The sequence below is a fragment of the Sulfitobacter sabulilitoris genome (genome assembly GCF_005887615.1).
GTDB lineage: Bacteria > Pseudomonadota > Alphaproteobacteria > Rhodobacterales > Rhodobacteraceae > Sulfitobacter_E > Sulfitobacter_E sabulilitoris.
The window spans coordinates 389,501-404,544 of the sequence record NZ_VANS01000002.1 but is presented as its reverse complement, the minus strand read 5'-3'; the positions used below and the strand labels follow the sequence as shown (position 1 = coordinate 404,544).

Here is a 15,044-nt window from a genome sequence, read left to right as displayed (position 1 = left end):
CTCTGCTCCGTGTCATCGCCTTTTTTAGATGAGGGATCAAAACATGGCCAAAGTCATTGGTATCGACCTGGGAACCACCAACAGCTGCATTGCCATCATGGATGGCAGCCAACCGCGCGTGATCGAAAACGCCGAAGGCGCGCGCACGACACCATCCATCGTTGCCTTTACCGACGAAGAGCGTCTGGTCGGCCAGCCCGCCAAGCGGCAAGCCGTGACCAACCCCGAGAACACGATCTTTGGCGTCAAGCGCCTGATCGGGCGCCGGTTCGACGACCCGGATCTGGCCAAGGATCGCAAGAACATGCCCTTTACCGTCATCGACGGCGGCAACGGCGACGCATGGGTCAAGGTCCGGGACGAGAAATATTCGCCAAGCCAGATCTCGGCATTCATTCTCGGCAAGATGAAAGAGACGGCTGAAAGCTACCTGGGCGAGGAAGTCACTCAGGCCGTGATCACCGTACCCGCCTATTTCAACGACGCCCAGCGTCAGGCGACCAAGGATGCGGGCAAGATTGCCGGCCTTGAAGTGCTGCGTATCATCAACGAGCCGACTGCGGCCGCACTGGCCTATGGCCTCGACAAGAAAGACACCCAGACGATTGCGGTCTATGACCTTGGCGGCGGTACGTTCGACGTGACCATCCTCGAGATCGACGACGGCCTGTTCGAAGTGAAATCGACCAACGGCGACACTTTCCTTGGCGGCGAAGATTTCGACATGCGGATCGTCAATTATCTCGCTGACGAGTTCAAGAAAGAGCACCAGGTCGACCTGACCAAAGACAAGATGGCGCTGCAGCGTCTCAAGGAAGCCGCGGAAAAGGCAAAGATCGAACTGTCGAGCTCGAGCCAGACCGAGATCAACCAGCCGTTCATCTCGATGGGCTCCACCGGGCAGCCGCTGCACATGGTGATGAAGCTCACGCGCTCCAAGCTGGAAAGCCTCGTGGGCGATCTGATCAAGGCCTCGATGAAGCCCTGCGCCGCCGCGCTCAAGGATGCGGGCCTGTCCGCCAAGGACATCGACGAGGTCGTTCTGGTGGGCGGCATGACCCGCATGCCCAAAGTGGTCGAGGAAGTGACCAAGTTCTTCGGCAAGGAGCCGCACAAGGGTGTGAACCCCGACGAGGTCGTGGCCCTGGGCGCCGCCATTCAGGCGGGCGTTCTGCAGGGCGACGTCAAGGATGTTGTGCTGCTCGACGTGACGCCGCTGTCGCTTGGTATCGAAACACTGGGCGGCGTGTTCACCCGCCTGATCGACCGCAACACGACGATCCCGACCAAGAAAAGCCAGATCTTCTCGACCGCCGAGGACAACCAGAATGCCGTGACGATCCGGGTGTTCCAGGGCGAGCGGGAAATGGCGGCCGACAACAAGATCCTCGGCGCCTTCAACCTTGAGAACATTCCGCCGGCACCGCGCGGCATGCCCCAGATCGAAGTGACCTTTGACATCGACGCCAACGGCATCGTGTCGGTCGGCGCGCTCGACAAGGGCACAGGCAAGGAACAGAAGATCACGATCCAGGCGTCGGGCGGTCTGTCCGAGGAGGACATCGAAAAGATGGTCAAGGACGCCGAGGAAAACGCCGAGGCCGACAAGGAGCGTCGCGCGCTGATCGAGGCCAAGAACCAGGCGGAAAGCCTGATCCATTCGACCGAAAAGTCGATGGAGGAGCATTCCGACAAGGTTGATCCGACCACGATCGAAGCAATCGAACTTGCCATTGCCGCGCTGAAGGACGAGCTGGAGAACGACAACGTCGAAAAGATCAAGTCGGGTATTCAGAACGTCACCGAAGCCGCGATGAAGCTGGGTGAGGCGATTTACAAGTCCGCGCAGGAAGAAGGCGAAGAAGCCCCGAAAGCGGCGGATGAACCGCGCGGTGAAGACGATGATATCGTCGATGCCGAGTTCGAGGACCTTGACGACGACAAGCGCGCGTAAACGGTACCCGGAACCAATGACAGGGCCGGCCCACACCGGGTCGGCCCATTACGTTCCAAAGGGGAAAGTAATCCATGTCGAAACGTGATTTTTACGAAGTCCTTGGCATCGGCAAAGGTGCCTCGGCCGACGAGATCAAAAAGGCCTATCGCGGCAAGGCCAAGGAACTGCACCCAGATCGCAATTCCGACAACCCCAAGGCCGAAGCCCAGTTCAAGGAAGCCAACGAGGCGTATGAAATCCTCAAGGACGCCGAGAAAAAGGCGGCCTACGATCGGTATGGTCATGCGGCCTTTGAAGGCGGTATGGGCGGCGGGCGGCCCGGTGGCGGCTTTGGCGGCGGTCAGGGCGATTTTTCGTCTGCGTTTTCGGATGTGTTCGACGACCTGTTCGGTGACTTCATGGGTGGCCAGCAGCGCGGCGGCGGTCGCCGTGCCGCGCGCGGGGCCGACCTGCGCTATAACCTGCGTGTCACGCTCGAAGAGGCCTACTCCGGCCTGCAAAAGACAATCAACGTACCGACCTCCGTGGCCTGTTCGTCCTGTTCGGGCTCAGGGGCCGAGGGCGGCGCGGAACCGACCACCTGCCCCACATGCTCCGGCATGGGCAAGGTCCGTGCGCAACAAGGCTTCTTCACGGTCGAGCGGACCTGTCCGACCTGTTCAGGGCTGGGCCAGATCATCAAGAACCCCTGCACCACTTGCCGCGGTGCCGGACGGGTCGAAAAGGACCGCGCGCTGTCGGTGAACATCCCGCCCGGTGTCGAGACCGGGACGCGTATCCGGCTTGCCGGCGAAGGCGAAGCCGGGATGCGCGGCGGTCCGTCGGGCGACCTGTATATCTTCATCGAGGTCGCGCAGCATGCGCTTTTTGAGCGCGACGGCGCCAGCCTGTTCTGCCGCGTCCCGGTGTCCATCGCCAAGGCCGCACTGGGCGGCAGCATCGAAGTCCCCACGATTGACGGCGGTCGTGGCCGCGTCCAGATCCCGGCGGGCAGCCAGTCGGGCCGTCAGATGCGACTGCGGGGCAAGGGCATGCCCGCCCTGCGCGGCGGCGGTGCCGGTGATATGTTCATCGAACTTGCCGTGGAAACACCGGTCAACCTGACTGCACGGCAAAAGGAACTGCTGCAGGAGTTCGACGAACTGTCCGAGAACAACAACCCCGAAGGCACCAGCTTCTTCTCGTCCGTCAAATCCTTTTGGGACAGCATGAAGGGCTAAGCGGGCCTGCCATCATGTGAAACAGGTACAGGGCGGGGCATGTTCCCAGCCCTTTTTCACGTCTGCGCGCAGTCATTAACCAAATATCAACCAAGCCACCGGCACCTTGGTGGTATGAGCGCAAACCCCAAAGCCTTTGCGGACCCGACACTGCCCTTCCTGTTGGACGAGGCCGAGCCCGTGGCGCTGCCATCCGGCAAGCCACCCTCCTACATCGCGGACCATCGCCAACGCCTGCGCGCGCGTTTCATGGCAGGCGGTGCGGCCGCCATGCCGGACTACGAATTGCTGGAGCTTGTGTTGTTCCGCGCTATTCCCCGACGGGATGTAAAGCCGCTGGCACGGGCGTTGCTGGACCATTTCGGCGACTTCAATCGCGTTCTGACCGCGCCCGAAAGCCGTTTGCGCGATGTGTCCGGCGTTGGCGATTCCGTGATCTGCGAGTTGAAGATCATCGAGGCCGCCGCGCACCGGCTTGCCCGTTCCAAGGTGCTGCGCCAGCACGTTCTGTCCAGCTGGGACGCCCTCCTGGATTATTGCCACACCACGATGGCCCACCGCGAGACGGAACAGTTCCGCGTGCTTTACCTCGATCGCAAGAATGTTGTCATCGCGGACGAGGAACAGGCAAAGGGCACCGTTGATCACGTGCCCGTCTATCCCCGCGAGGTTGCCAAACGCGCGCTGGAACTGAATGCCAGCGCGATCATTCTGGTGCACAACCATCCATCGGGCGATCCGACACCGTCACAATCGGACATCACCATGACGGATCAGATCAACGCCGCCTGCCTCGCCCTGGGTCTGACGCTGCACGATCATCTGATCATCGGAAAATCGCGCGAGATGAGCTTTCGCAGCGAAGGGTATCTTTAGCGCACCCAGACCTCGACCCGGCGATTGGCCTGACGGCCCCATGCGCTGTCGTCGCAGGCCATCGGCATCGCTTCGCCAAAGGCATCCGTCTCAAGCTTCACACGGTCCAGATTGGCGGCTTCCGCGGCGCGCACGACTGCGCGCTGAACCGCCTCGGCGCGGCGCAGGGCAATGTCACGGTTGGCATCCGCCGGACCTTCACCATCGCTGAAACCGACGAACAGGATACGCCGCGCGTCGTACCGCCCCTGCTCCAACGCGCGGGCCAATTGCTGCACGTTGGACCGCGATTGCGCATCCAGCCTGATCGATCCCGCCTCGAACCGGAACGATGTCGTCAGCCGCGCCATCGGTGTCAGCGTGGCCGTCATGCGCTGCAATTCCTCCAGCGTGGTCTCGACCCCCGCCGCGGTGATCGCGTTGGCAAAGCGGTTGCCCTGCTCATCCACCGGCACTTCTTCGGGGGCCTGATCGACGAACCCGGCGCGCCGGATAACGATCTGGGCCGAGGGATCGCGCGTATAGGCCAGAAATTCGCGGGCAATCGCCGGCAATCGCCGTGCCGGCAGATACAGAAACATCGGCGCGGTCAAAGGATAGTCCTCTGTCTTGATGCTGCGCCGGGATGCCATCATCGAAAACGTGCAGTTCCCGGTCAGTGTCAGAACCGACGCATTTCCGGTCTCGGCATAACTTGCCAGCCCAATCGCAAAGGGGTCCTTGGCCACAGCATCCGCCACCGCCGGTCCGGTCCGATGCGAAATGATGTCGCTTGTCAGGGCCAGCTTGGCCGGCGTCAGCACCTGATCGACCAGCGCCTGCCCCAGTCCGGACCCGGCATCGGGCGCATGCCGCGTGATCGGAGCGTCGGGACCGCCCAGATCGGTCCAATTGTCGATGTCCCCGGCAAAGACGCGCGCCAGATCCAGCGGCGAAATAGACCGCACGGGGTTGCCGGGGGACACGATCGGCACCATCGCATCAAGGGCCAGAACCCGGCTTCGGTTGCTGCCGGTCAGGTCCCCCATTCCCGCATCGCGGGCGCGGGCGCGTTCTTCGGGCCGGATTTCCCGCAGGGCCATCACGAGATCCGCCTCGTTGACCAGCAGATCGGCAAATCCCTCGTCGGTGTTCGTGACGCGAAACCGAAATCGGGCGGCCATCTTGCCGGTGCGCTTGTCGGTCAGGGTATAGGTGAAATGCGTGGCATCCACGGGCTCGCGGGCCACGACATAACCGTTGCGCTGGGCAAACCCTTCGACCAGGGCGGGCATCAGAACCGCGCCCATCGTGGCCGACCCGGACAACGCCACATCTGCCACGAAATCAACGAGATCAGGGCAACCGGGGCCCTCGCAAAGAACGCCGGACCCGTCGACCGTCAACTCGCCATAAAGCGTCTCGACCCTATAGAATTCGCCGTCGAACCCCAAAAGCGTGCCATTGAGTTCGACACGCCCGTCACGCGACGTCAGGGTGACATCCTGTGCCAGCGCCACGCGCCAGCCCGCAAAAAGAAAAAGTGCGACGAAAACCGCCGCACGTTTCAAGCTCATAAGGAGACCTCGACCCGGCGTTAGTTGCCGGCGACTTTCAGGTCTTGGAGCAGATTATTCAACACCAGAAAGTTCCCGATCGCATCGCAATCGGGCACCGACAAGATCAGATCCTGCGTCCTGATGCTGTCACTGCGCAGCTCAAGCGACTGCGCTTCGATTTCCTGACCGCAGTTTCCGGGCGTCACCTCTGCCTCGACGCTCAGTTCGACGGTGCCAAAGGATGTATTGGCCGCAATCGGAAAGCTGTAGACCTCGGCAAGCAGGGGATCGGGCGCGGACATATCGCCATGCTGGGTCAGGAACCCGGTTTCACCATTGATGATGGAGTCGGCTTTGCCATCCGCACCGGACCAGACATGCCCTTTGTCGCCGTAGCCGGCGCCGAATTCGCGTGCATGAATTTGAAACCCGCTATCGCCCTTCCATTGCAACACAACACGATTGAAAAGCGCGAGGGTATCAACCGAGGCCTGTGCCACGGCACCATCACCGTTCGAGAACGCCATGACAAAAACCGCGTCCTTGTCGAGCGCGGGAACCTTTGCCGTCATCTTGCCGTTGGCAGAAGTCGTTTCGGTGAACATCATGCCACTGTGATGGACGGTGACGCGTTCGTTCGGCAGGCATGGCGCGGACAGCACCAGATCGACCATTGCCGCCTCGGCGACATCTGCTGTTGCGCTGACCTGGCAATCGGGTGACGGGGCACGCTCTGGAACATCGGGTGCGGGCAATCGGCTGGAGGGCGCTGCCACGGTTTTGACCGGATCGTCGAACACCGGCAATTCCGATACCCCCTGCACTCCGGCAGAGGTCAGCGTGATGCCTTCGACTTCGAGCATCGCTTCGCCTTGCAACAGAACAGGCGCGTTCGCCGGCGATACCGCTATCGCGGTGGCGTCAGACCCATATCGGCTGTTGGCGGCATCTCCGCTTTGCATCACGAAACCGATCCCGATGGCACAGGCCAACGTGCCGGCAGCCGTCAGGATTTCCTTGCGATGTGACATTGATCCCGTTCCTTCCACGCATTGCGTCAAGCTAACCTGTCGCAATGAATCGGGGCCGGGATGTGGCGAACGGGGGGAGTCTTTCGGGCAAGAACCGGGCAGCGCCTTGTTGTTGACACATCCCCGGGCGACCGGCCGCGCGAAGATTTGCCAATGAACACGCTACCCTGTCGCGAAAACCGCGGCGTCGGGACTGCCCCAATCAGGTCGTGGGACGAGCGAGAAACACCGCGAGGTCGCCCGGATCGGCGTTACAGCCGTCCGTGGCAGTGCTTGAATTTTTTGCCCGATCCGCAGGGACAGGAATCGTTTCGGCCCGGGTTGCCCCATGTCGCCGGATCATTTTCATCAAAGCCCGCAACTGCGTCTTCCGATACCTCGTCGGGCGAGGTCGCCGCCTGCGCGGCTTCCTGCATCTTGGCTTGCTGGGCTTTCATCTCGTCGATCATCTGCCGGCGCTCGTCCTCGGTCATAGGACGGATCTGTGACAACTTCTGGGTGACGTCCTCGCGCAGACTGTCGAGCATCGTCTCGAACAACTGGAAGGATTCGTTCTTGTATTCGTTCAGAGGGTCGCGTTGCGCGTAACCGCGGAAACCGACCACCGACCGCAAATGCTCAAGCGTCAGCAAGTGATCACGCCACTTGCCGTCGATTGCCTGCAACAGCATCTGCTTTTCGATGTTTCGCATGTTTTCGGCGCCGAAGGCCTCGGTTTTCTCCGCCATCATCTTGTCTGTCGCCTCGATCAGGCGCTCACGCATCACGTCTTCGTCGACGCCTTCCTCCTGCGCCCACTGCATCACCGGAACATCGACGCCAAGCTGCTCGATCACGGCGGCATACATGCCTTCGGTATCCCATTGGTCGGCATAGGTGTTGGGTGGCATGTAGGTGTCGATCATGTCGTCGATGACCTGATGACGCATGTCGGTGACGATCTCGTTAAGGTCCGCGGCTTCCATGATGTCGCGCCGCTGGGAAAACACCACCTTGCGCTGTTCGTTCATCACGTCGTCGAATTTCAAAAGCTGCTTGCGGATATCGAAGTTTCGGCCTTCGACCTTGGCCTGCGCGCGTTCGAGCGACTTGTTGACCCAGGGGTGAACGATCGCTTCGCCTTCCTTGAGGCCAAGCGTCGTCAACACCTTTTCCAGCCTGTCTGACCCGAAAATGCGCATCAGATCGTCCTCGAGGCTCAGGTAGAAGGACGACCGGCCCGGATCGCCCTGACGGCCGGAACGACCGCGCAACTGGTTGTCGATCCGGCGGCTCTCGTGACGCTCGGAGGCCAGAACGTACAAGCCGCCCGCCTCGATCACCTTTTGCTTCTCTTCCGCATGCTCCGCCTCGATCTGGGCGCGCAGCGCCTTGGGGTCGGCATCGGGGTTCTTGTCCAGCGCCTCGAGCACCTGAAGATCGACGTTGCCGCCCAGTTGGATGTCGGTGCCGCGCCCGGCCATATTGGTCGCGATGGTCACCGCGCCCAGCTTGCCGGCATCGGCGACGATCTGCGCTTCCTGTTCGTGCTGGCGCGCGTTCAGAACATTGTGCGGAATACCTTCGGCGGCCAGCATCTTGCTGAGCATCTCCGACTTCTCGATGGACGTGGTGCCCACCAACGCAGGCTGCCCCTTTTCGTGGCTTTTCTTGATCTGGACGATCATCGCCTCGTATTTCTCGCGCGCGGTGCGGTACACCTGATCGTCTTCGTCGACACGCGCGATGGGGCGGTTGGTCGGCACCTCGATCACGCCAAGACCATAGATCTGGCCAAATTCCTCGGCCTCGGTCAGTGCGGTGCCGGTCATGCCCGCCAGCTTGTCGTAAAGGCGGAAATAGTTCTGGAATGTCACCGATGCGAGGGTGACGTTCTCGGGCTTGATATCAAGCCCCTCCTTGGCCTCGATCGCCTGGTGCAGGCCGTCGGACAACCGCCGGCCCGCCATCATGCGGCCGGTGAATTCGTCGATCAGCATCACCTCGCCGTCGCGTACGATATAGTCCTTGTCGCGCAGAAACAGTTTATGCGCCCGCAGGCCCTGGTTGATGTGGTGAACGATGGTCGTGCTTTCGGGATCGTAAAGCGACGCACCCTCTTCCAGCAGCCCGTGCGCCCGCAAAAGATCTTCGAGGTATTCGTTTCCCTCTTCGGTAAAGGTCACGTTTCGGGTTTTCTCGTCGAGTTCGAAGTGGTCTTCGGAAAGTTCGGGGATCAGCTTGTCGATGGTCAGATACATATCGGACCGGTCGGTGGACGGACCCGAGATGATAAGCGGCGTGCGCGCCTCGTCGATCAGGATGCTGTCGACTTCGTCGACGATGGCAAAGTTGTGATAGCGGTGAAAAATCTGGCTCAATTCGGACTTCATGTTGTCGCGCAGATAGTCAAAGCCAAGTTCGTTGTTGGTGGCGTATGTGATGTCACAGGCATAAGCCGCGCGCTTGTCGTCTTCGGTTTGCCCGCTCCAGGCGACGCCGGTCGTAAGGCCAAGCGTCGCGAACACCTTGCCCATCCAATCCGCATCGCGTTTCGCCAGGTATTCGTTGACGGTGACGATGTGCACACCCTTGCCGGTCAACGCGTTGAGATACGCGGCAAACGTCGCGGTCAGGGTCTTTCCCTCACCGGTCTTTTGCTCGGCAATGTTGCCCTGGTGCAAAAAGATCGCCCCCATGAGCTGCGTGTCGAAGGCGCGCAGGCCAAGCGCGCGGCGCGCGGCTTCGCGGCAGTTGGCAAAGGCTTCCGGCAAAAGATCGTCCAGCGCCTCTCCGTCTATGGCGCGGCGCTTGAACTCTTCCGTCTTTTCCTTCAGCCCCTCGTCGCTGAGTGCCTCGAAATCGGGCTCAAGCGCATTGATCTGGTCGATCAACGGGCGGGTCGCCTTTATCTTGCGATCGTTTGGTGTCCCAAAGACCTTTTTGGCGATTGTTCCGATACCCAGCATGCGTTCTCCAGCCGAAGATTAGTTGATTGGGCCGATCTGCTTGCCCGTATCGGACACAGCCCATAAGTAGAGTGGGAACACCGGCCCTCGCCGCGCCCATAGGGCGATGTAAGGTCCGCGTCATACCGTGTCAATGTTGCGCCCCGTCGTGACCAACCCATAGGACCGATTCATGCATAAACACCTCAAGATTCTCGCCTGTGCCGCGCTTGCCGTCAGCCTGACAACCCCTGTCGCCGCGCAGGACGAAACGCCCGATGCGCAGACCGTCGTGGCCACGGTGAACGGCACCGAAATCACGCTGGGGCACATGATCATCGCCCGTGCCACCCTGCCCGAGCAGTATCAGCAACTGCCCGACGAGGTGCTCTTCAAAGGCATCCTCGACCAACTGGTTCAGCAGACCGCGTTGTCGCAATCCTTTGACGGCGATCTGCCGCCGCGTGTCGCGCTGTCGCTGGAAAACGAACGTCGATCCCTGATCGCCGGCGAGGTTGTGGAAAGCGCGTTGAAATCCGCCGTCACCGAAGAGGCGATCAAGGCCGCCTATGACGCGAAATATGCCGAAGCCGAACCGACAGAGGAATACAACGCGTCGCATATCCTGGTCGAAAGCGAGGAAGAGGCAAAGACGATCAAGGCCGAACTGGACGGCGGGGCGGATTTCGCGCAATTGGCCCGCGACAAATCCACCGGTCCGTCCGGGCCTGGCGGCGGGTCGCTGGGGTGGTTCGGTCCCGGCATGATGGTGCCCTCCTTCGAGGCGGCGACCATCGCGCTGGAGCCGGGAACGGTATCTGATCCGGTCGAGACGCAGTTCGGCTGGCATGTGATCAAGCTGAACGAAACCCGCAAGGCCGATGTGCCCGCGCTGGACGCCGTGCGCGCCGAGCTTGAGGGAGAGGTCAGCAAGGCCGCCGTTCAGGAAACAATTGACGCCGTGACAGCCGCGGCGGATGTTGATCGCAGCGGCGCCGAAGGCATCGACCAATCGCTGCTCAAGAACCTCGATCTTCTGGACTGACGCATATGGCAAAAACCTCCGCCCTGTCTCCGCTCGCGCCGGCGCGGTTTCCGGATCTTCCGGTGATCGACGGCGTGACCTTTTCCACGATTGCGGCGGGGGTGCGGTATCAGGGCCGCACGGACGTCATGCTGGCGCATCTCATCCCCGGCACGACAATCGCGGGCACGTTTACGCGGTCCGCAACCCGCAGCGCGCCGGTGCTCGATTGCGAAGCCAAGATCGGCGGCCCATCGGACGATGCGGCAGCCATTCTGGTGAATTCGGGAAATTCCAACGCGTTCACCGGCAAAGGCGGAGTCCAGGCGGTGGACGCCATCACCGCCGCTGTGTCCAAGGCCTGCGGCGTGCCGCAAAACCGTGTGTTCACATCCTCCACCGGGGTGATCGGCGAACCGCTGCCGTACGAGCGGATCACCGAAAGCCTGACCGGCCTGACCACGGCGCTTGATGCCGGCGGGATCGAAGCCGCCGCACATGCTATCATGACCACCGACACCTTTCCCAAAGGCGCTGCGGCGTCGGTCGATATCGACGGCAAGACGGTCTCTATCGCAGGGATCGCCAAGGGCTCGGGCATGATCGCGCCGGATATGGCCACGATGCTGGTCTATCTGTTCACCGACGCCCGGATCGACCAGACCGAGCTGCAATCCATTGTCAGCGCGGGCACCGACAGGACCTTCAACTGCATCACGGTCGATAGCGATACCTCCACATCCGACACTCTGCTTATGGCGGCCACGGGCGCCTCTGGCGTCGATGTGACCGGCAGCGCGGGTTTTGCCACAGCGGTCCACGACGTCATGCGCGATCTGGCCCATCAGGTCGTTCGCGATGGAGAGGGCGCGACGAAGTTCGTTGAAATCCAAGTCACCGGTGCCGCGTCGGACAAAGATGCACATACGCATGCAATGTCGATCGCCAACTCGCCGCTGGTCAAGACCGCGATCGCCGGAGAGGACGCCAACTGGGGCCGGATCGTCATGGCGGTCGGAAAATCCGGCGCTGCCGCCGATCGTGACACCCTGTCGATCCGGTTCGGCGATATCGTCGTCGCGGAAAACGGCTGGCGCAGCCCCAATTACAACGAAGACGATGCCGCGGCCCACATGAAAGCGCAAAACCTGGTGATTGGCGTCGATATCGGAATCGGATCGGGGCAGGCCACCGTCTGGACATGCGATCTGACCCATGGGTACATCGACATCAATGCCGATTATCGGTCGTAGGCCATGAAAACCGTTCTTGTGTCTGCCGTCGCCCTGATCGACGTGGATGGCCGTGTGCTGCTTGCGCAGCGGCCCGAGGGGAAATCGATGGCCGGGCTTTGGGAATTTCCCGGCGGCAAGGTCGAACCGGGCGAGACCCCCGAAGCCGCCCTGATCCGCGAGCTTGAGGAAGAGCTGGGCATCAACACCTGGGCGTCGTGCCTTGCGCCACTGACATTCGCAAGCCACAGCTACGACGAATTTCATCTGCTTATGCCACTGTTTGCCTGTCGCAAATGGGAGGGAACGCCGATGTCGCGCGAAAACCAGTCCCTGAAATGGGTCCGGCCCAATGCGTTGCGTGACTATCCCATGCCAGCGGCCGATATCCCGCTGATCCCGATTTTGCGCGATTGGCTGTAAGCGGGGTGTCCGCACTTAGGTTATGGTGGCGGGATTTCGTGCACAATACACGTGACAGGCGAATGTCGCCCGCGTAACAGTAGGCATGTCACTATCTCGGGGGAGGATGAGACATGCTGAGAACCATTACACTGGGAAGCTGCGTTTCGGTGCAAGGCACATATCTGGGCGATCTGCCCGATGGGCGCATCGCCGTGAAAGTGGATCAGACGGTTTATGCCGGCTCTCCGGTCGTTTCAGCACGTCAACCACATCCTGACAGCATGCTGACGATATGAAAAAGGGGACAGCAGCTTGCTGTCCCCTTTTCTTCCTGCGGTCAGGAAAATTTACTTCAGCGTCCGCGTGACCTCTTCACGTTCGAAGATTTCGATCACGTCGCCGGGGCGAATGTCATCGTAATTCTCGAACGCCATGCCACACTCTTGGCCTGACTGAACCTCGGCCACTTCGTCCTTGAAGCGCTTGAGCGTCTTGAGCGTCCCTTCGTGGATGACCACATCGTCACGCAGCAGACGAACACCCGCACTGCGGCGCGCGACGCCTTCGGTGACAAGACAGCCCGCGACCTTGCCGACGCCGGTGACCTTGAACACTTCCTTGATCGACGCATACCCGATGAAGGTTTCGCGGATCTCGTTGCTAAGCAGACCCGAAGCCGCCGCTTTGACGTCATCCACAAGATCGTAGATCACCGAATAGTACCGGATTTCGACGCCTTTCTGGTTGGCCGTGTTGCGCGCGGATGCATTCGCACGAACGTTGAAGCCCATGATCGGGGCGCCCGACGCTTCGGCAAGGCCGACGTCGGTTTCCGTGATGGCACCCACGCCCGAGTGAAGCACGCGCACGCGCACCTCTTCGTTGCCGATCTTTTCCATCGCCTGAACGATCGCTTCGGCAGAGCCTTGCACGTCAGCTTTGACAAGGATGGGCAGTTCGTTGACGCTTTCATCGGCCTTGGCGTTCGCCATCAGCTGCTCAAGCGTTGTCGCGGCACCGGCAGCGGCGCGTTTGTCGCGCGCGGCGTTGGCCCGGTATTCCGCGATCTCGCGCGCCTGGGCCTCGGTTCCGGTGACATTCAAAACATCGCCTGCCTCCGGCGTACCATTCAGGCCAAGCACCTCGACCGGGACCGATGGTCCGGCTTCCTTGACGCGCTCGCCCTGATCGTTGATCAGCGCGCGGACCTTGCCGTATTGTTCGCCCACGACAAAGATGTCGCCCTGACGAAGCGTACCGTTCTGGATCAGGACCGTCGCAACGGGGCCACGGCCCACGTCAAGCTGCGCTTCGATCACTGCACCGATCGCGGCCCGGTTCGGGTTCGCTTTCAGTTCAAGCAATTCCGACTGCAGTGCAATCGCCTCGAGCAGATCATCAAGCCCCTGACCGGTGGTGGCGGACACCTCGACGTCCTGCACTTCGCCGGACATCTTTTCGACGATCACTTCGTGCTGCAAAAGATCGGTCCGCACCTTGTCGGGGTTGGCCGCAGGCTTATCGATCTTGTTGATGGCAACGATCATCGGCACCTTGGCCGCTTTTGCGTGATTGATCGCCTCGATCGTCTGCGGCATCACCGCGTCGTCGGCGGCCACCACCAGAACCACGATATCGGTTACATGCGCACCGCGCGACCGCATCGACGTGAACGCCGCGTGGCCGGGTGTGTCGAGAAAGCTCAGCACCTGGCCGCCATCTGTCGTCACCTGATAGGCACCGATGTGCTGCGTGATCCCGCCTGCTTCGCCCGCAACGACCTTGGCGTTACGGATCGCATCCAACAGCGACGTCTTGCCGTGGTCCACGTGGCCCATGATCGTGATGACCGGGGGACGCGGCTGCAAATCCTTGGGATCGTCTTCGATCTCCTTGATCACGTCTTCCACGTCGGCATCGGACACACGCACGACCTTGTGGCCGAATTCCTCGATGATCAGCTCGGCAGTATCCGCATCGATGGTTTCGTTCTGCGTCACCATCATGCCGTTGTTCATCAGCGCCTTGACGACTTCGCCAACGCGCTCCGCCATGCGATTGGCCAATTCGGACACCACGATCGCTTCGGGCAACTGAACGTCGCGCACGACCTTTTCACGCTCGACCGATCCGCCCATCGCCTTTTGACGTGCGCGTTCCTGCTTGCGTTTCATCGCGGCCATCGACCGCTGACGCCCGCCTTCGCCACCGGCCAGCGCCTGGTTGAGCGTCAGCTTGCCAGAGCGGCGGTTGTCTTCGCCGCCCTTGTTGCGCTTGTTGGTATCTTCGCGGTCGCGCTCTGTCTTGCGTGCGGGCGCTTGCGGAGCGGCCTTGCTGCTGGACGGGCGGGCGACGGCGGGCTCTTCCGCAGGGGCCGCTGCCGCCTGGGCGGCGGCTTCGGCTTCCTGTTTGCGCCGCTCGTCCTCTTCGGCTTTCGCCTTCAGGCTTTCTTCGCGCTCACGCTCTTCGGCATCCTTGGCTTCCTGCTCGGCCCGGCGGCGCTCACGATCTTCGGCGCGCGCCTTTTCCTCGGCTTCGCGTTCCGCGGCCTCTTCGCTTTCACGGGCCTTGGCGGCCTGAACGGCTTTCAGGCGGCGTTCCATCTCGGCATCGGTGATGCCTGCGGGGCGTCGCGACGGATCACCCATTGCCGGCTTTGGCTTTGCACCGCCACCGGCTTGCTTCGACGCATCGGCTTTGGGAACCACAACGCGCTTGCGTTTGGTTTCGACCACGACGTTCTTGGTCCGTCCGTGGCTGAAACTCTGTTTCACGTTGCCCGGACGCGCGCCACCGCGCAGACCCAATGTTTTCTTGCCGTCAGTATCGCTCAT

At 61.4% G+C, this 15,044-nt stretch carries 11 protein-coding genes; 7 read left to right on the top strand and 4 right to left on the bottom strand.

What is annotated here, in order from left to right:
• Positions 1 to 43: 43 nt before the first annotated feature.
• From dnaK to radC, 3 genes are all read left to right on the top strand, one after another.
• Positions 44 to 1,954 (top strand): molecular chaperone DnaK, encoded by a 1,911-nt coding sequence (gene dnaK / locus FDT80_RS10280; RefSeq protein ID WP_138662190.1) that lies wholly within the window; start codon positions 44 to 46, stop codon positions 1,952 to 1,954.
• A gap of 74 nt (positions 1,955 to 2,028) precedes the next feature.
• Positions 2,029 to 3,177 carry a molecular chaperone DnaJ gene (dnaJ, locus tag FDT80_RS10275; protein WP_138662189.1) on the top strand — a complete coding sequence of 383 codons (1,149 nt, stop codon included), beginning with the start codon at positions 2,029 to 2,031 and terminating at the stop codon, positions 3,175 to 3,177.
• Positions 3,178 to 3,291: 114 nt separating this feature from the next.
• Complete coding sequence (radC, locus tag FDT80_RS10270) at positions 3,292 to 4,053, top strand: RadC family protein (protein ID WP_138662188.1); 762 nt, start codon at positions 3,292 to 3,294, stop codon at positions 4,051 to 4,053.
• Here radC and FDT80_RS10265 read toward each other — a convergent pair.
• The 3 genes from FDT80_RS10265 to secA form a co-directional block, all read right to left on the bottom strand.
• On the bottom strand, positions 4,050 to 5,609 hold the full coding sequence (locus FDT80_RS10265; RefSeq protein WP_138662187.1) for a substrate-binding domain-containing protein: 1,560 nt from the start codon (positions 5,607 to 5,609) through the stop codon (positions 4,050 to 4,052). The two genes, radC and FDT80_RS10265, sit on opposite strands and share 4 nt — an antisense overlap.
• Positions 5,610 to 5,629: 20 nt before the next feature.
• Positions 5,630 to 6,622 carry a hypothetical protein gene (locus tag FDT80_RS10260; protein ID WP_138662186.1) on the bottom strand — a complete coding sequence of 331 codons (993 nt, stop codon included), beginning with the start codon at positions 6,620 to 6,622 and terminating at the stop codon, positions 5,630 to 5,632.
• A 251-nt stretch (positions 6,623 to 6,873) separates the two neighbouring features.
• Positions 6,874 to 9,570, bottom strand: coding sequence for a preprotein translocase subunit SecA (secA, locus tag FDT80_RS10255; protein ID WP_138662185.1), 2,697 nt, complete (start codon positions 9,568 to 9,570; stop codon positions 6,874 to 6,876).
• A gap of 172 nt (positions 9,571 to 9,742) precedes the next feature.
• On the opposite strand from secA, the gene FDT80_RS10250 reads away from it, so the two are divergent.
• The 4 genes from FDT80_RS10250 (at position 9,743) to FDT80_RS18885 (ending at position 12,506) form a co-directional block, all read left to right on the top strand.
• Positions 9,743 to 10,594: a peptidylprolyl isomerase gene (locus FDT80_RS10250; RefSeq protein ID WP_138662184.1), complete on the top strand. Its 852-nt coding sequence runs from the start codon at positions 9,743 to 9,745 to the stop codon at positions 10,592 to 10,594.
• A gap of 5 nt (positions 10,595 to 10,599) precedes the next feature.
• Positions 10,600 to 11,826, top strand: a complete 1,227-nt coding sequence (gene argJ, locus FDT80_RS10245) for a bifunctional glutamate N-acetyltransferase/amino-acid acetyltransferase ArgJ (protein WP_138662183.1) — start codon at positions 10,600 to 10,602, stop codon at positions 11,824 to 11,826.
• A gap of 3 nt (positions 11,827 to 11,829) precedes the next feature.
• Positions 11,830 to 12,228, top strand: a complete 399-nt coding sequence (locus tag FDT80_RS10240) for a (deoxy)nucleoside triphosphate pyrophosphohydrolase (RefSeq protein WP_138662182.1) — start codon at positions 11,830 to 11,832, stop codon at positions 12,226 to 12,228.
• Positions 12,229 to 12,341: 113 nt separating this feature from the next.
• Positions 12,342 to 12,506: a hypothetical protein gene (locus FDT80_RS18885; RefSeq protein ID WP_170311843.1), complete on the top strand. Its 165-nt coding sequence runs from the start codon at positions 12,342 to 12,344 to the stop codon at positions 12,504 to 12,506.
• A 51-nt stretch (positions 12,507 to 12,557) separates the two neighbouring features.
• Here the strand turns inward: FDT80_RS18885 and infB are convergent, their stop codons facing one another.
• The gene (gene infB, locus FDT80_RS10235; RefSeq protein WP_138662181.1) at positions 12,558 to 15,044 is read right to left on the bottom strand and encodes a translation initiation factor IF-2; all 2,487 of its coding nucleotides are present in this window, start codon (positions 15,042 to 15,044) and stop codon (positions 12,558 to 12,560) included.